The organism is Kitasatospora indigofera (assembly GCF_014655955.1).
GTDB classification, from domain to species: Bacteria; Actinomycetota; Actinomycetes; order Streptomycetales; family Streptomycetaceae; genus Kitasatospora; species Kitasatospora indigofera.
In genome coordinates this window covers 137,820-154,097 of record NZ_BNBO01000011.1, presented here as the reverse complement: position 1 = coordinate 154,097, position 16,278 = coordinate 137,820, and the positions used below count along the sequence as shown (strand labels likewise).

General features: G+C 72.8%; 13 protein-coding genes, 1 tRNA gene and 1 pseudogene. 14 read left to right on the top strand and 1 reads right to left on the bottom strand.

Annotated elements, in window-relative coordinates; translation table 11 throughout:
• Window positions 1-47: 47 nt before the first annotated feature.
• The 6 genes from IE329_RS13210 to IE329_RS13185 all read left to right on the top strand — a co-directional run bounded on the left by IE329_RS13210 (window position 48) and on the right by IE329_RS13185 (window position 4,523).
• Window positions 48-638 (top strand): nucleoside deaminase, encoded by a 591-nt coding sequence (locus tag IE329_RS13210; RefSeq protein WP_190211021.1) that lies wholly within the window; start codon window positions 48-50, stop codon window positions 636-638.
• 30 nt (window positions 639-668) lie between these two features.
• A tRNA-Ser gene (locus tag IE329_RS13205) sits at window positions 669-758 on the top strand.
• A gap of 582 nt (window positions 759-1,340) precedes the next feature.
• Window positions 1,341-1,505, top strand: coding sequence for a hypothetical protein (locus tag IE329_RS13200; protein WP_190211020.1), 165 nt, complete (start codon window positions 1,341-1,343; stop codon window positions 1,503-1,505).
• 118 nt (window positions 1,506-1,623) lie between these two features.
• Window positions 1,624-1,917, top strand: a complete 294-nt coding sequence (locus tag IE329_RS13195) for a Dabb family protein (RefSeq protein WP_190211019.1) — start codon at window positions 1,624-1,626, stop codon at window positions 1,915-1,917.
• A 270-nt stretch (window positions 1,918-2,187) separates the two neighbouring features.
• Window positions 2,188-3,393 (top strand): RNA polymerase sigma factor SigF, encoded by a 1,206-nt coding sequence (locus tag IE329_RS13190; protein WP_229927400.1) that lies wholly within the window; start codon window positions 2,188-2,190, stop codon window positions 3,391-3,393.
• Between the two features lie 191 nt (window positions 3,394-3,584).
• Entirely contained in the window at window positions 3,585-4,523 is a 939-nt protein-coding gene (locus IE329_RS13185; protein ID WP_190211018.1) for an RNA polymerase sigma factor SigF, read from the top strand.
• A 170-nt stretch (window positions 4,524-4,693) separates the two neighbouring features.
• Here IE329_RS13185 and IE329_RS13180 read toward each other — a convergent pair whose 3' ends face one another.
• Window positions 4,694-5,656, bottom strand: coding sequence for a tyrosine-protein phosphatase (locus IE329_RS13180; protein ID WP_190211017.1), 963 nt, complete (start codon window positions 5,654-5,656; stop codon window positions 4,694-4,696).
• Window positions 5,657-6,100: 444 nt separating this feature from the next.
• Between IE329_RS13180 and IE329_RS13175 the strand changes: the two genes are divergently transcribed.
• The 8 genes and pseudogenes from IE329_RS13175 to IE329_RS13140 all read left to right on the top strand — a co-directional run bounded on the left by IE329_RS13175 (window position 6,101) and on the right by IE329_RS13140 (window position 16,253).
• The gene (locus IE329_RS13175; protein WP_229927399.1) at window positions 6,101-8,419 is read left to right on the top strand and encodes a hypothetical protein; all 2,319 of its coding nucleotides are present in this window, start codon (window positions 6,101-6,103) and stop codon (window positions 8,417-8,419) included.
• A 98-nt stretch (window positions 8,420-8,517) separates the two neighbouring features.
• Window positions 8,518-10,059, top strand: a complete 1,542-nt coding sequence (gene pelF, locus IE329_RS13170; RefSeq protein ID WP_190211016.1) for a GT4 family glycosyltransferase PelF — start codon at window positions 8,518-8,520, stop codon at window positions 10,057-10,059.
• The gene (locus tag IE329_RS13165; RefSeq protein ID WP_190211015.1) at window positions 10,056-11,573 is read left to right on the top strand and encodes a hypothetical protein; all 1,518 of its coding nucleotides are present in this window, start codon (window positions 10,056-10,058) and stop codon (window positions 11,571-11,573) included. The genes pelF and IE329_RS13165 overlap by 4 nt, the downstream gene beginning before the upstream one ends.
• 68 nt (window positions 11,574-11,641) lie before the next feature.
• A complete protein-coding gene (locus IE329_RS13160; RefSeq protein ID WP_190211014.1) occupies window positions 11,642-12,634 on the top strand; it encodes an SDR family NAD(P)-dependent oxidoreductase in 993 nt (330 codons plus the stop codon).
• Window positions 12,635-12,678: 44 nt separating this feature from the next.
• Window positions 12,679-13,383, top strand: a pseudogene (locus tag IE329_RS13155) (nucleotidyltransferase family protein); the annotation flags it as partial.
• A gap of 131 nt (window positions 13,384-13,514) precedes the next feature.
• The gene (locus IE329_RS13150) at window positions 13,515-14,414 is read left to right on the top strand and encodes an NAD-dependent epimerase/dehydratase family protein (RefSeq protein ID WP_190211012.1); all 900 of its coding nucleotides are present in this window, start codon (window positions 13,515-13,517) and stop codon (window positions 14,412-14,414) included.
• A complete protein-coding gene (locus IE329_RS13145; protein ID WP_073929078.1) occupies window positions 14,411-15,109 on the top strand; it encodes a spherulation-specific family 4 protein in 699 nt (232 codons plus the stop codon). Before IE329_RS13150 ends, IE329_RS13145 begins: the two co-directional genes overlap by 4 nt.
• A 139-nt stretch (window positions 15,110-15,248) precedes the next feature.
• A complete protein-coding gene (locus IE329_RS13140; protein WP_229927398.1) occupies window positions 15,249-16,253 on the top strand; it encodes an endo alpha-1,4 polygalactosaminidase in 1,005 nt (334 codons plus the stop codon).
• Window positions 16,254-16,278 lie beyond the last annotated feature (25 nt).

The following is a 16,278-nucleotide window of genomic DNA, read 5'->3' as shown; positions in this document are numbered from 1 at the left end:
GGCGCACGCCGCCCGGACGCCGCCGCGGATGCCCGACACTGGATGCCATGCAGTCCGCCCCGCAGATCGCCCCGCTGCCCGCACCCGTCCGCCCCGACCCGGTCCGCGACCGGTGGGCGGCGCCGATGCGCCTCGCCGTCGCCGAGGCCGCCCTGGCGCCGGCCGCCGGCGACGTCCCGGTCGGGGCGCTGGTGCTGGGGCCCGACGGGACCGTCCTCGGCCGGGGCCACAACGAGCGGGAGGCGGTCGGCGACCCGACCGCCCACGCCGAGGTGGTGGCCATCCGGGCGGCCGCCAAGGCCCTGAACGAGGGCCTGCACACCCTGCCCGGCACCGACGGCGAGGCCGAGGACCGGCGGGCGGGCGAGTGGCGGCTGGCCGGCTGCACCCTGGTCGTCACCCTGGAACCCTGCACCATGTGCGCGGGCGCGATCGTGCTCTCCCGGATCGCCCGGGTCGTGTACGGCGCCTTCGACGAGAAGGCCGGCGCGGCCGGCTCGCTCTTCGACGTGGTCCGCGACCGCCGGCTGAACCACCGGCCCGAGGTGATCGCGGGCGTCCTGGCCGACGAGTGCGCCGAACAGCTCCGCTCCTTCTTCGACGGCCACCGGCCCGGTTCCGCGGAACGGATTTCGTGACCGCCACCGGCGTCCGGTAGAGTCTCCCTCGGTAGCGTGTCCGAGCGGCCAAAGGAGCACGCCTCGAAAGCGTGTGTGGGGGCAACTTCACCGTGGGTTCGAATCCCACCGCTACCGCCACTTCGTCAGAAGGGCCCGTCCTCGCGGACGGGCCCTTCTGCGTTCCCCCGGCCCCGCACCGGCGGGTGCCCCGGATCCTGCCCGGGCCGCCGCGGCGGCCCGGCTCTCCTGACATGGCAAGGCTCCGCACCCGGAACGACGACCACCATCGTCGGACGGGTGCGGAGCCTGGAGGGGGAACGGTTCCGGGGGGGTCGAACCGCTCCCCCGGCGGAGTCCCACAACCGGCACCGCGTCGGGGGGAAGCCGCGGCGGCCGGTCCCACAGCGGGGAGCTCCGGATCGTTGTACCGGTGATTCCTGCCAGATCCTCGGTACAACAACCATCCTGCTCCACCGGCCCCGCCGGGGCACCCGCAGAAAGCCCCCACTCGCGGGGACCTTCGTCCCGTCGGGCGAACGGGATGCTGATCCGCTGCGCCGTCCGGTGGAACCGGCCGGCCGGCGGGCAGTGCCGCAGAAGGGCGCGAATCCGGGCGCCGCGCCGCCGCCCGCGCTGGGCCGGTCGGTCTAAGCTGCTGCACAGCAGGGGCCGCTCGGGGACCGGATGACGGCGGCCCACGGCAGGGAGGCGGGCAGTTCGATGGCACAGGCGCGGAAGATCGGCATGTACCTCCTGCTCATCTTCGTCCTCTACACGATCATCACCTCCCCCGCCCGCGCGGCCGAACTCGTCCAGTCGGGGTTCGAGGGGATCTCGACGGCGGCCAAGGCCGTCGGCACGTTCATGACCGGTTTGGTCAAGTAACTCCCCCGGCCGGCCGCACCCCGGCGGGCACCCGGCCCGGTCAGGGGCGTGCCGGGCCGGGCCGGACCGGCGGCTACCGTGGCACGGTCCACAACCCTCGCCCGCTGGGAGCGGCATCATGATCCGGCACCTGGTCCTTTTCAAGCTCGACGAAGGCGTCACCAAGGACGACGAGCGCGCGCTCGCCGGCGCCAAGGCCTTCGAGGAGCTCGGCTCGCTGATCCCCGAACTCCGTGAGTGGGAGTGCGCCTGGAACATCACCGACCGCGACATCGCCTACGACTACGCGATCAACAGCCTGGTCGAGGACCGCGCGGCGCTGCAGGCGTACATCGCCCATCCGGCCCACCAGGCCGCCGCCGGGCAGTGGCGGGAGTTCGCCACCTGGGTGATTGCCGACATCGAGGTCTGATCCCCCGAGCACGTCGGTCGCATCCGCACGACCCCTGGCGCCCCGCCTCCGACCGAGCCGGGGCGCCTTTCGCGTGCCCGGACGGGGCGCCCGGGCGCTGCGCCGGATGCCCCAACGGTGCTTCAACACACCTCGGCGCGGTACTTGAACGAACTGTGCCCACCTTGTGATGCTATGACCGGTTTTGCCGGACATGGCGAGGTGATGAACGGGGGCACGACACCCGACCCGCAGGTCCCCACCGTTGTCGATCTTGGGAGGGGTGAGTCCGTGCGGACTCGAGGGAGTGCACCTGACACCGGCGCGGGCCCGGCGGCCGTGACCGTCCCGGCGACCGCCGTCACCGGCGCCGCCGCCTCGACGGTGGCCGCCGTACAGGCCGCCGGGACCGTCCAGGCACCCCCGCCGCCCCAGGGCGCCCAGGCACCCCAGCCCCTCCCGGCCGTCCACCCCCTCCAACCTCTCCAGACCGTCCAACCCCTCCAGGCCGTCCCAAGCACCCAGAGCACCCAGACCGTCCAGGGCGCCGAGGCCGGCCGGCCCACCGGGCCCGCCCGGGGCACCCCGGCCGCCCGGGCCGTCCGGACCGGTTTCGCCGGCCGGGCCGAGCCCGACGACGATCCGGCCGAGGAGCCCCCGCCCAGGCCCTCGCCGGACGAGGCGGTCGCGGCCGTCTTCGGACCGGCGGGCGAGCTCAGGCCCGGCGGGCGGCGGCCCGCGGTGGACGTCCGGACGCTGACCCGGGTGCTCTTCGAGCGGCTCGCCGAGCTGCCGCCGGACGCCCCCGAGCGCCGCCGGGTGCGGGCCGCCCTGATCGAGGTCAACATCCCGCTGGTGCGTTACGCCGCGACCAGGTTCCGCAGCCGCAACGAGCCGATGGAGGACGTCGTCCAGGTCGGCACCATCGGGCTGATCAACGCGATCGACCGGTTCGACCCGAGCCGGGGGGTCCAGTTCCCGACGTACGCGCTGCCGACCATCCTCGGCGAGATCAAGCGGTACTTCCGCGACAACGTCCGCACCATGCACGTGCCGCGCCGGCTGCAGGAGCTGTGGGTCCAGGTCAGCGGCGCGATGGAGGAGCTGACGGTCACCCACGGGCGGGCGCCGAAGGTCCCCGAGATCGCGGCCAGCCTGCGGATCCCGGAGGAGGACGTCCGGGCCTGCCTGGACGCCGGCCGGGCGTACAACGCCGCCTCGCTGGAGGCGGCGCAGGAGCACGAGGGCGGCCTGGCGCTGCTGGACCGGCTCGGCTACGAGGACTCCGCGCTGGCCGAGGTCGAGCACCGCGACATGGTGCGGCACCTGCTGGTGCAGCTGCCCGAGCGCGAGCGGCGGATCATCATGCTGCGGTTCTTCGCCAATCTGACGCAGTCGCAGATCAGCAATGAGCTGGGCATGTCACAGATGCACGTCTCCCGTTTGCTGTCCCGGATCCTGACGAGGCTTCGGACCGGCAATTCCTGGGAAGACTGACCGTCACAGACCCACCCATACCGCCAGAATCGGACCAACCGAACCAGGATTGCTGCGCGTTACTGCCACGTGACATCTTGCGATGTTCGGGTTTGCGGGCGCCCGGGGACCGGTATGGAGGGGGAGGGCGCCGCGCGGGAACCACCGGGCGGTGACGAGCGTTCAACAGTCAGTCACAAGGGGGTGGGTGCATGTCCGCAGAGCTGGGCACTGCTGAGATCCACGGCGCCATCACGGTCGTCGACCAGATCCCTGTCCAGGGGGCCCGGCGGCAGGCCGGGCCGCCGCCCACGCCGGACACTGTCGACACGCCCGGCACGCCGGCCGCACCCGTCGCGGCCGCGGCCCCCGCCGCACCGGCGGCGCCGGCCCTGGACACCCGCACGCTCTCGCGGGCGCTGTTCCTGCGGCTGGCCACCCTGGAGGCGGGCAGCGCGGAGCACACCTACGTCCGGGACACCCTGATCGAGCTCAACCTGCCGCTGGTCCGGTACGCCTCCGCGCGCTTCCGCAGCCGCAACGAGCCGATGGAGGACATCGTCCAGGTCGGCACCATCGGGCTGATCAAGGCGATCGACCGGTTCGACCCGGAGCGCGGCGTCGAGTTCCCGACCTTCGCGATGCCCACCGTGGTCGGCGAGATCAAGCGCTTCTTCCGTGACACCAGCTGGTCGGTCCGGGTGCCGCGGCGCCTCCAGGAGCTGCGGCTGGCGCTCACCAAGGCCGGTGACGAGCTGGCGCAGAAGCTCGACCGCTCCCCCACCGTCGCCGAGCTGGCCGTCTGCCTGGGCGTCAGCGAGGAGGACGTGGTCGAGGGCCTGGCGGTGGGCAACGCGTACACCGCGAGCTCGCTCGACTCCAGCCCCGGCGAGGAGGACGGCGACGGCCCGCTGGCCGAGCGCCTCGGGTACGAGGACCTCGCCCTGGAGGGCGTGGAGTACCGCGAGTCGCTCAAGCCGCTGCTGGCGAAGCTGCCGCCGCGGGAGCGCCGGATCATCATGCTCCGGTTCTTCGGGAACCTGACCCAGTCGCAGATCGGCGAGGAGATCGGCATCTCGCAGATGCACGTCTCCCGGCTGCTCACCAAGACCCTCACCCAGCTGCGCGAGGGCCTGATCAGCGAGGCCTGAGAGGCCCCGGAGGTGTGGCCGGGAGCCCGTGGCTCCCGGCCACACCTGTCACAGGCGCCCCACGGGCCCCTCAGAGCCTCAGGAGACCCACCGGGCCGCCTCCGGGCCCCGGCCCTCGCGCGGCGCCCGCCCAGGGCGGGCCCAGGGCCCGCCGGGCGCCCTCCGGGGCGTCAGCCGGCCAGCAGGTTGGCACGCAGGCCCGCCAGCACCTCGTCGTCCAGGCCCAGGCCGTCCTGCCAGAACTTCTCGAACGACGCCCAGCCGGCCGCGACCTCCTCGAAGGCGGCGTCCAGGTAGGCGCGGTCGGCGCGGAAGACCGGCAGCAACAGCTCCGGCTCCTCCATCAGTCCCCGGGTGCCGAAACTGTCGACGATGTGCTCGACGATCGCGGCGGACCGCTCATTGGTCAGCAGGTAGTCCGTGAAGACGGTGTCGCGGTCCACCCCGAGGGCGGTGAGCAGGATCGCGGCCGTCCAGCCGGTCCGGTCCTTGCCGGCCGAGCAGTGGAAGAGCAGCGGTGCGCCGTCCGGCGCGGCCAGCAGTCGCAGCACGGTGGCGAACCGCTCCCGGGCGACCGGGTCGGTGACGAACCAGCGGTAGAGGCCGACCATCATCGCGGCGGCCCGCCCGTCGCCGAGCAGCGCGCGCTGCTTCTCGGGGCTGCGGTCGGCCAGCGCGTCGCGCAGGGCGACGTAGATGTCGAAGTCGGCGGCGAAGACCGGCAGGTGGTGCAGGGTGACGCCGTCGGGGGTGGTGCGCCCGACGGTGATCGGGGTGGCGGAGAGCTCGGCGGCGGCGATCTCGGCGACCGGCAGGCCGGGGACCCGGTCCGGGCCCGCCTCGCGGACCTCGTCCAGGCTGCGCAGGTCGACGACCTGGCGCAGGCCGTACCCGGTGAGCACGTCGAGGTCCTCGTCGGTGAGCCGGTTGAGGCCGTCGCTGCGCAGCGCGACGCCGTGCCGCAGCACCCGGCCGTCGGCCGTCCGGTACCCGCCGAGGTCGCGGGCGTTGACGGCCCCGCGCAGGCCGAGACTGCGGGCGGCCGCGAGGCCGGCGAGCGGCCCGCCGGCCAGGACGTCGGCGGCCCGGCCGGTGGCGCCGGGGGCTGCGGTCTCGGTCTGCTGATCTGTCACGGGTCGGGCCTCCATCGAATATTCGGAACGCCGCAGCGCAGAACCTCGCACGATGTTGCATGAACCTGCCCGACGGGGGGCACAGATGTGCGAGAGTGGTGGTGCTTGATCAGTCTAGGCAGCCCGGTGGGGCCTACCCGGGAGTAGTCGGTGACCAGCAGGTATCCGGCCGACGGCCGCATTGGTCAACAGATTGCTGTCAGCTGCTGACGGATTGTTGTTCTCATTTAATTATTTGCGTAGATTGTGGCTTTCTGACCACGTTCAAACCCTTTATGGCATCGCCATGAACGTTGGTAACAGATTCGCTGCACTCTCACCCATTTGGTCCCTAGCACCCCTGAACCTCCACCAAGATGACACCAGGCAGCCTGCTGCCTTCGAACAGAGTCAGGGCAGGCGCGCCGAGCAGCGGACCGCCCCTGCCCAATGGGGAGGAACCACATGGGTCGAGCGACCCGAAGAGCTGCCGCTTGCGCGGTGGCAGTCCTGCTGGCCGGCGGTCTCCAGTCGTCCTTCGCCAACGCCGCGACGACGACCCGGATCGACCTCACCGTGCTCGTGATCAGCGACGGTGGCCCCGCCACCGCCGCCATCGCCGCCGAACTGGCGAGCCAGGGCACCCCCTACAAGATCGTCAATCTGAACGACGCCAACCGGCCCGTGATCGATGCCGCCTTCCTGAGCGACACCGTGAACGGGCAGCCCCGCGCGAAGTTCCAGGGTGTCGTCCTGCCCAACGACAACCCCTTCGCCGCCGGGTCCGCCGAGATGACGGCCCTTGCCGCCTTCGAGGCCGCCTTCGGCATCCGACAGGTCGACGCCTACACCTATGCCCGCCCGGACGTCGGTCTTAACTGGGCGCAGAACCCCGGTTACATCGGCAGCCTCGACGGCGCCCAGGGCCAGGTCACCACGACCGGCCTGGCCGGCCCGTTCAGCTACCTCAAGGGCAGCGTCCCGTTCGAGGACAACGACCCGAACATCGGCGAGAGCTACGGCTACCTCGCCACCCCGCTCGCCGGGGCCGACTTCAAGCCGCTCGTCGAGGCCCCGATCCCGGACACCACCGAGAAGGGCTCGCTGGTCGGCGAGTACACCCACGACGGCCGCAAGGAGCTGGTCGTCACCTTCGTCTACAACCAGTACCAGCAGCAGTACCGGCTGCTGGCCCGCGGCATAGTCGACTGGGTGACCCAGGGCATCCACCTCGGCTACGACCGCAACTACTTCGCGGCCCACGTCGACGACGTCTTCCTCGCGGACGACCGTTGGGACACCAGCCTCAAGTGCACCCCCGGTGACGTCACCTGCCCGCCCGGCACGCCCGAGTCGAGCAACCCGATCCGGATGACGCCGGCCGACGCGCAGTACGCGAAGCAGTGGCAGATCGACCACAACTTCACCATGGACATGGTGTTCAACGGTGGCGGCAGCGAGGACTGGAAGGCGGACCACGAGGTCACCGCCGACCCGGTCGTCGACCAGATGGTGGCCGACCAGGCCAGCTACCGCTGGATCAACCACACCTACACGCACCCGTACCTGGGCTGCCTGCAGGACGTCTCGGTGGTGCCGTGGAAGTGCACCAAGGACGCGGGCGGCAACACCGTCTGGGTGGACCAGGCGACCATCACCGGCCAGATCAAGAACAACCTGGACTGGGCGGCCGCGCACCACATCACGCTCGACAAGAGCGAGCTCGTCACCGGTGAGCACTCCGGTCTGCTGACCGCTCCCCAGGAGACCAGCGACAACCCGTACCTGGCGCCCTCCCTGGTCACCAACGGTGTCAAGTGGACGGCGAGCGACGCCTCCCGCGAGGCCGGCCAGCGCGCCGTCGGCAGCTCCACGCTGACCGTCCCGCGGTACCCGATGAACGTCTTCTACAACGCCGGCACGGCGGTGGAGGAGACCGACGAGTACAACTGGATCTACACCAGCGTCGCCAACGGCGGCAGCGGGGTCTGCGAGAACAACGCGAACTCCACCTGCCTCACCACCCCGCTGAACACCTCCACCGGCTACACCTCGTACATCGTGCCGCTGGAGGCGCGGATCGACCTGGGCCACGTGCTCAGCAACGACCCGCGGCCGCACTTCATCCACCAGTCGAACCTGGCCGAGGGCCGGATCGTCTACCCCGTCCTGGACACGGTGCTCTCCACGTACCGCAACCTGCACGCGGACAACGCCCCGATCGTGAACCTCCCGCAGCGCGAGATCGGCGCCGAGTTCCAGCGCCGCGCGGCCTGGAACACCGCCCTGGCCGCCGGCCAGGTCACGGCGTACCGGATCGGTGACACCGTCACGGTCAACGCGCCCGCCGGGCTCGCGACCGAGGCCACCATGCCGACCGGCACCGTCCAGAAGCTCACCTTCGGCAGCACCGCGTTCGGCACCGCCTACGCCGGTACGCTGTCCGGCTGGGTCAAGGCCGGTTCGCTGCAGAGCACCGTCACGCTGAAGCTGACGGCCGCGCAGACCCCGGCGGCCCCGGCCGCCGCCGCTGCCGCCGCCGCCAAGACGGCGCCCGTCACCGCTCCGGCGGCCAAGACGGTCGTGCCGAGCGGCGCCGCCACCGCGGTCCCGGTCGGCCCGACCGACACCGACCGGACCGACGCGGCGACGCTGGTGCCCGGCAGTGGCAAGCCCGTCCTCGGCAAGGCCCTCCTGGGCAAGGCCGGGAACAACACCGCGGGCAAGCCCGCCGCGGGCAAGAGCACGGCGACGAAGCCCGCCGGCAAGACCGGCAAGCAGTAAGACGCAGGACCGGTGGTGGGGCGGGCGATCCCGCCCCACCACCGGCTGTACGTCCGCCACCACATCGGACGTCGACGGGAGAAGGAGGGGGATCGGGGATGCGCGTCACCCTGCTCACCGAGGGGACGTATCCGCACCAGCACGGGGGCGTGAGTGTCTGGTGCGACCAGCTCGTCCAGGGCATGCCGGACGTCGATTTCGACATCGTCGCGGTGACCGGCACCGGCCACGAGCCGCTCGCCTGGGAACTGCCCGCCAACGTGCGGTCGGTGACCACCGCACCGCTCTGGGGCCCGGCCTCGGGTGCCAAGCCTCCGCGCCGCAAGGAGCTGCGGAGATTCCTCGACGCGTACGAGCGCTTCCTGCACTCCATCCTCGACCCGGTCTACACCACCCACTTCGGCACGGAGCTGTACGGCTTCGCCGACCTCGCCAGGCGCGGCCTGCTCAGCCCGGCGCTGCGCAGCGAACCCGCCCTGCGCACCCTCCAGCGCGTCTGGACCCGTGACTACCTGCCGACCGCCGTCTCCCGGCCCACCCTCCACGACGCGCTCAACGCGACCGACCTGCTGGAGCACGCCCTGCGGCCGCTCTCGGTCGAGCCGCCGCAGGACGGCGTCGCGCACGCGGCCAGCGGCGGCCTGGCGACCCTGCCCGGCCTGATCGCCTCGCAGCAGTTCGGCGTACCGTTCCTGCTCACCGAGCACGGCATCTACCTGCGCGAGCGCTACCTCGGCTACCGCACCGGCCCGTACCGCTGGCCGGTCAAGGCGCTGCTGCTGGGCTTCTACCGGATGCTCGCCGAGGAGAGCTACCGGCGGGCCGCGCTGGTCACCCCCGGCAACCGGTACAACCGGCGCTGGGAGGAGCGCGGCGGCACGCCGTCCGCGCACATCCGCACCGTGTACAACGGCGTCGACCCGGCGGCCTTCCCGCCCGCCGGGCCCGAGCCGGAGACCCCCACCCTCAGCTGGGCCGGCCGGGTCGACCCGATCAAGGACCTGGAGACGCTGATCCGGGCCTTCGCGATCGTCCTCAAGGAGCTGCCGGAAGCCAAGCTGCGGCTGTTCGGCGGCACCCCCAAGGGCGGCGAGGGCTACCGCGACGGCTGCGTGGCGCTGGCCGCCGAGCTCGGCATCGCCGACTCGGTGGTCTTCGAGGGCCGCGTCGCCGACATCACCGACGCCTACGCGGCCGGGAACGTGGTGATGCTCTCCAGCATCAGCGAGGGCTTCCCGTTCACCCTGATCGAGGCGATGTCCTGCGGCCGCTCGACCGTCTCCACCGACGTGGGCGGCGTCCGCGAGGCCGTCGGCGACACCGGCCTGGTCGTCCCGCCCCGGGAGCCCGAGCCGATGGCCGCCGCCGCCCTGGAGCTGCTCCGCGACCCGGAGCGGCGGGCCCGGCTCGGCGAGCAGGCCCGGCTGCGGGTGATCGAGCAGTTCACCCTGCGGCAGAACATCGACGGCTTCCGGAACATCTACACCGAGCTGCTCGGCACCGCCCGCTGGCTGCCCGAGGGCGTCGTCGCCGTCGGCGCCGACGGCCCGGACCTCCCGCAGGAGCGCCCCGGCACCGCCGAAGGGCGCCCCGTCACCAGCTGGGGCCGGCGCGCCGAGAAGCTGCAGGAGGCCCGATGAGCGGCCCGCTGCGGCTCGTCCCCGACGAGGCCGGCCCCGAGTGGGCCGAGCAGACCATGCAGCTGCGCACCCTCCCGCGCCAGCGCCGCCGGCCGGCCCCGCCGGAGCCGGCCGACGACGGCCTCGACCTCTCCGCCGACCCGATCGACGCGCTGGCCGAGCGGCTCGCCGACGTCTGCGCCGACGCCGTGCACCCGTACGAGATCGCGGCGTTCCTGGAGTCGGACGGGCTGACGGACGAGCAGGCCGCGCTGAACTACGGCCGGCCCGACTCCTTCACCCTCGCCGAGGAGCTGTTCACCAAGGTCGCCCGGCGCTACCCCGGCCCGAGCGCCGAGTTCGCCAACCCCTGGCGGGCCGACCCCTGGCGCTGCGTGGTGCGCGGCCTGGTGTTCGCCCTGCCCGGCCTCGGCTACCTGCTCGGCGCCAACCTCTTCGCGGTCGACCGGATGCGCTTCGGCCTGCCCTCGGGCATGGTCGCGCTCTCCGTCGCCACCCTGGCCAGCTGGTGCTGGAACCAGGCGCTCGCCCACCGCTCCTACGCCTGGCTCGGGCGCGGCCGGCGCCGGGCCGCCGGACGCTGCCTGGCGATCGGCGCACCCGCGGGCGCGCTGGTCGCGGCCGTCAGCGCCTACGTGGTCGGCGGGCCGCTCAGCTCCCTGCTGTTCGCGGCCGGGCAGTCCGGGTACCTGGCGGCCGCCACCGTGCTGCTGGTGCTCGGCCGGGAGAAGTCCCTGCTGGTCGCCCTGGCACCGTCGGCCCTCGGCGCGGGCGTGGTCCTCGCGGTGGACGTGCCGCAGGTGGTCCGGACCTGCGTCCTGCTCGCCACCCTCGCGCTCGCCCTGGCGCTGGCCGTCCGCGAGGTGGTCCGCTGCCTGCGCTCCGAGCAGGACGCCACCGTGCTGCGGCTGCCGCTCAGCAAGGAGATCCCGCAGGGCCTGTTCGGCCTCGCGGTCGGCACCCTGACCCTGATCGCCGGCCTCGGCACCACCATCCACCAGGCCGTCGACGGGGGCGTCCGGGCCACCGACGCCGCCGCCCCGACCGGGCCGGCGATGGTCGCGCTGACCCTCAGCCTGGGCCTCGCCGAGTGGCTGCTCTTCCGCTACCGGGCGATGGCCGTGGCCGCGCTGCGCACCAGCCACACCCCCGGCCAGTTCGTCCGCCGGACCGGCGGCGTGCTGCTCGGCTGCCTGCTCACCTACCTCACCACGGTGGCCGCGCTGGACGCGGCCGCCACCGTGCTCTGGCCGGGCGCGCCGAACCTCGGGACCGTCCAGCTGGGCGCCCTGCTGGTCCTCGGCGGCGCGCTCTGGCTGGCCCTGCTGCTGAACGCCTTCGGCCACAGCTGGAGCACCGCCCTGATCTGCCTGGCCGCCGCGATCGCGGAGTGCGCCGGGCTGCTGGCCGGTGCGGACCCGACCCTCCTGCAGCTGATCGGCTGCGGGGCGGCCGCCCTGGTCCTCACCTCCATCGCCGGGCCCGCGCTCGGCAGAACCACCAAGCACCGCTGAACAGCTCCGGCCGCGGGGCCGGGCACGCCACCCACCTCAGCTGATCACCCACCAGAAAGAGAACGCGTATGAGCACCGTCGCCGTCACCGGAGCCGAGGGCTTCATCGGCTCCCACCTCGTCGAGACCCTGGTCGCCGACGGCCACCAGGTCCGCGCGATGGTCCAGTACAACTCCTTCTCCTCCTTCGGCTGGCTGGAGACCCTCGACCGCGAGGTGCTCGACTCGGTCGAGATCGTCCTCGGCGACGTCCGCGACCCGGGCTCGGTCAACGGCCTGGTCAAGGGCACCGAGGCGGTCTACCACCTGGCCGCCCTGATCGCGATCCCGTACTCCTACCGGGCACCGCACTCGTACATCGAGACCAACGTCACCGGCACCCTCAACGTCCTGGAGGCCGTGCGCCACCTGGAGATCCCGCGCCTGGTGCACACCTCGACCAGCGAGACCTACGGCACCGCGCAGACCGTGCCGATCACCGAGGACCACCCGATCAACACGCAGTCCCCCTACGCGGCCTCCAAGGCCGGCGGGGACCGCCTCGCGGACAGCTACCACGCGAGCTTCGAGACCCCGGTCGTCACGCTGCGCCCGTTCAACACCTTCGGCCCGCGCCAGTCGATGCGCGCGGTCATCCCGACCGTGATCGCCCAGCTCGCCGCCGGCGAGACCGTGATCACCCTCGGCGACCTGCGCCCGACCCGTGACTTCACCTTCGTCAAGGACACCGCGGCGGCCTTCCGCACCGTCGGCACCGCGCCCGCCGAGACCGTGGTCGGCAAGACCTTCAACGCCGGCACCGGCGGCGAGATCTCGGTCGGCGACCTGGTCACCCTGGTCGGCAAGCTGATGGGCGTCGACGTCACCGTCAAGGAGGACGAGCAGCGCATCCGCCCGGCCAACTCCGAGGTCATGCGCCTGGTCGCGGACGCCACCCGGCTGCGCACCGCCACCGGCTGGGCCCCGGGCCACTCCCTGGAGGAGGGCCTGGAGCAGACCATCGAGTTCTTCCGGGACCCGGCCAACCTGTCCCGTTACAAGACCGACCTGTACAACGTCTGATCCGTCCAGCACATGCAGACATCGTCTTCCGTGGGGGAACCACCATGCACGCAGTGATCCTGGCCGGCGGCAAGGGCGTACGCCTTCGTCCCTACACCACCGCCCTTCCCAAGCCGCTCGTCCCGATCGGCGACCAGCACGCGATCCTGGAGATCGTGATGCGCCAGCTCGCCTCGGCGGGCTTCAAGACCGTGACGCTGGCGATCGGCCACCTCGGCCACATCATCCGCGCCTACGTCGGCAACGGTTCGCAGTGGGGGCTGCGGGTCGGGTACGCCGTCGAGGACAGCCCGCTCGGCACCATGGGCCCGCTGCTCACCATGCAGGACCGGCTGCCGGAGAACTTCCTGGTGATGAACGGTGACATCCTCACCGACCTGGACTTCGCCGGGGTGCTCAAGCACCACGAGGAGTCCAAGGCGCCGCTGACCATCGCCACCTACGCCCGCCAGGTCAAGATCGACTTCGGCGTGCTGACCACCGAGGGCAGCAGCATCACCGGCTTCCAGGAGAAGCCCAGCATCGACTACCGCGTCTCGATGGGCGTCTACGGCGTCTCGCGCTCCACCCTCGCCAAGTACACCCCGGGCCTGCCGCTCGGCTTCGACGAGCTCGTCCTGGACCTGCTCGCCGCCGAGACCCCGCCCTCCGCCTACGAGTTCAGCGGCTACTGGCTCGACATCGGCCGGCCCGACGACTACGACCGCGCCAACGCCGAGTTCGCGACGCACCGTTCGCTGCTGCTGCGCGACGAGGCCCCCGAGGGCCTGCGCTCGGTGCCGTCCGCCGACGCCCCGGCCGCGCCGGTGCCCGCCGCCCGGACCGCCGCGGACGCCCCCTCCGAGCCGGTGGAGCCCACCGGCGCCGACGGGCGGGCCGCGTGAGGATCCTGCTGCTCGGCGCCGACGGCTTCCTCGGCCGGCACGCCGCCGACGCCCTGCGCGCGCTGCCCGGCGCCACGGTGCTCACCGGCGGCCGGCGGGCCGCCCACGACCTGCCGGTCGACCTCGCGACGGCGCAGGCCGACGTGCTGGCCGAGCAGCTCCGGCAGCTCGCGGTCGACGCGGTGGTGAACTTCGCCGGTGCGGTGGCCGGCAGTGCCGTCAAGCTCGCCGAGGTCAACGCCCGTGGCCCGGCCGTGCTCTGCGAGGCGCTCCGGGAGGGCGCCCCGCAGGCCCGGCTGGTGCACATCGGCTCGGCCGGCGAGTACGGCGCCTGCGAGAACGGCACCTCGCTGGGCGAGTCCGCGCAGCCCCGCCCGGTCGGGGTGTACGGCGCCACCAAGCTGGCCGGCAGCCTGGCGGTGGCCGGCTCCGCGCTGGACGCGGTGGTCCTGCGGGTCTTCAACCCGGTCGGGCCCGGCGCGCCGGCCGGTTCGCTGCCCGGACGGCTCGCCGCCGAGCTGCGCCGGGCCGGCCCGGACGGCGTGGTGGAGGTCGGCGACCTCTCCGCGTACCGGGACTTCGTGGACGCCCGGGACATCGCCCGGGCGGTCGCGCTGGCCGTCTCGGCGGACGGCCCGCTGCCCCGGGTGATCAACCTGGCCGGCGGCGTGGCCCGCCCGGTGCGGGCGATCGCGGACGGCCTGGTGGCCGCGGCCGCCTTCGCCGGCCGGATCGACGAGAGCGGCGCCGGCTCGGAGCGGTCCGCCGCCGTCTCCTGGCAGCAGGCCGACATCTCGCTCGCCGCCCGGGAGCTGGGGTGGAAGCCGGAGACCGACCTCGGTGACACCCTGCGCGACCTGTGGCTGAGCACCGGCCCGGACCCGGTCGCCGCATGACCGCCGGCTCCTCCCACGACGGCCGCCTGCTGGTGCCGCTGTACGTCCACCCCGCGGTGGACCCGGCGGCCTGGCGGGCGGTCGCCGCCGCCGGCCCCGCCCGGGTCGCCGGCGTCGTGATCAACATCGCCGACGGCCCCGGGGACGCCTTCGACAACGTCTTCGCGGCCGGCGCCGAGGAGGTGCGCGCGGCCGGCATACCGCTGCTCGCCTACTCGGACACCGACTACGGCCGCCGGCCCCACGCGGACGTGGTCGGGGACCTGCTGACCTACCGTCAGTGGTATGCGCCCGACGGTGTCTACTTCGACCAGGTCGCCGGCCACGCCGGCGCCCTGCCGCACTACCGCCGGCTGGCCACCGCCGCCCGCGCGGCCGGCTGCGGCACGGTCGTCTTCGGCCACGGCGACCACCCCGAACCCGGCTACGCCGAGATCGGGCTGGCCGATCTGCTGGTCACCTTCGAGGGCGACTGGGAGGCGTACCGCGAGATGACCCTGCCGCTGTGGACGGGCCGTCACGCCGCCGCCCACTTCTGCCACCTGGTGTACGACGTGCCGGCCGAGGCGGCCGCCGAGGCCGCGGCGCTGATCACCGCACGAAGAGCCGGCGTCGGCTGCGCGGTCCCCGGCAGCGGGGACAATCCGTGGTCGACCCTGCCGTTCGAGCTGTCGGCGCTCCAGACCCAGGGCTGACCGGCCGCACCACCGACCGGCCACGGCCCCGCGCCGCACGACACCTCACGACACCGAGCCGGCCCGGCTCGGAGCCCGACCAGACAGAGATCCGAGCAACAGACCAGACCGACCCGATCCGATCCGGAGTTCGAGTACTGTGACCCGCCGTTCCCGGCCCCTGCTGGCCGCCATCGCCCTGACCACCGCCCTGCTGGCCAGCTCCTGCAGCAGCTCGGACGACGGCGACGACGACACCTCCGCCGACGCGACGGGCTCCGGATCGCCGGTGGCCACCGCCCCGGCGGTCCCCCAGCCGGCCACCCCTTCGGACACCCCGACCGACACCGGCTCCGCCACCCCGGGCGCGACCCCGTCCGCGCCGGCCACCCCGGCCCCCGGGACGCCCCCGGCCCCCGGCACCCCCCGGCCCACCGGCCAGCCGCCCGCCCCGGGACCGGCCGGAGCGGTGTGGCAGCCCAAGCCCGGCGTCACCTGGCAGTGGCAGCTCGGCGGCACCCTCGACCAGTCGGTGGACGTACCGGTGTACGACATCGACGGCTTCGAGCACGACGCCTCGGTGGTCGCCTCGCTGCACGCCAAGGGCCGCAAGGTGATCTGCTACATCAACGCCGGCTCCTGGGAGGACTTCCGCCCGGACGCCGCCGCCTTCTCCAAGAGCATGCAGGGCTCGGGGAACGGCTGGCAGGGCGAGAAGTGGTTCGACATCCGGCAGATCGACAAGCTGAAGCCGCTGATGGCGACCCGCTTCGACATGTGCAAGGCGAAGGGCTTCGACGCCGTCGAGCCCGACCTGCTCGACGCCTACATCAACAAGACCGGTTTCCCGCTGACCGCGGACGACCAGCTGAAGTACAACCGCATGATCGCCGGCCTGGCGCACGAGCGCGGCATGGCGGTGGCCCTCAAGAACGACCTCGACCAGATCCCCGCCCTGGTCGGCGACTTCGACTTCGCGGTGAACGAGCAGTGCGCGGAGTTCAGCGAGTGCGACAAGCTCAGCCCGTTCATCAAGGCGGGCAAGGCCGTGCTGCACGTCGAGTACAAGGTGCCGACGAGCAAGTTCTGCGGGCAGGCAAAGGCCCTGGGCCTCAGCTCGATGGAGAAGCACCTGGAGCTGGACGCCTGGCGCCAGCCCTGCTGACCGGCTCACCACGACGAGCGGCCGG

Bases quoted from the DNA above. Each gene is read 5' to 3' on its own strand.
- IE329_RS13175 (WP_229927399.1), top strand. From the start codon at position 6,101: ATGGGTCGAGCGACCCGAAGAGCTGCCGCTTGCGCGGTGGCAGTCCTG.
- IE329_RS13210 (WP_190211021.1), top strand. From the start codon at position 48: ATGCAGTCCGCCCCGCAGATCGCCCCGCTGCCCGCACCCGTCCGCCCC.
- IE329_RS13195 (WP_190211019.1), top strand. From the start codon at position 1,624: ATGATCCGGCACCTGGTCCTTTTCAAGCTCGACGAAGGCGTCACCAAG.
- IE329_RS13165 (WP_190211015.1), top strand. From the start codon at position 10,056: ATGAGCGGCCCGCTGCGGCTCGTCCCCGACGAGGCCGGCCCCGAGTGG.
- IE329_RS13145 (WP_073929078.1), top strand. From the start codon at position 14,411: ATGACCGCCGGCTCCTCCCACGACGGCCGCCTGCTGGTGCCGCTGTAC.
- pelF (WP_190211016.1), top strand. From the start codon at position 8,518: ATGCGCGTCACCCTGCTCACCGAGGGGACGTATCCGCACCAGCACGGG.
- IE329_RS13200 (WP_190211020.1), top strand. From the start codon at position 1,341: ATGGCACAGGCGCGGAAGATCGGCATGTACCTCCTGCTCATCTTCGTC.
- IE329_RS13160 (WP_190211014.1), top strand. From the start codon at position 11,642: ATGAGCACCGTCGCCGTCACCGGAGCCGAGGGCTTCATCGGCTCCCAC.
- IE329_RS13185 (WP_190211018.1), top strand. From the start codon at position 3,585: ATGTCCGCAGAGCTGGGCACTGCTGAGATCCACGGCGCCATCACGGTC.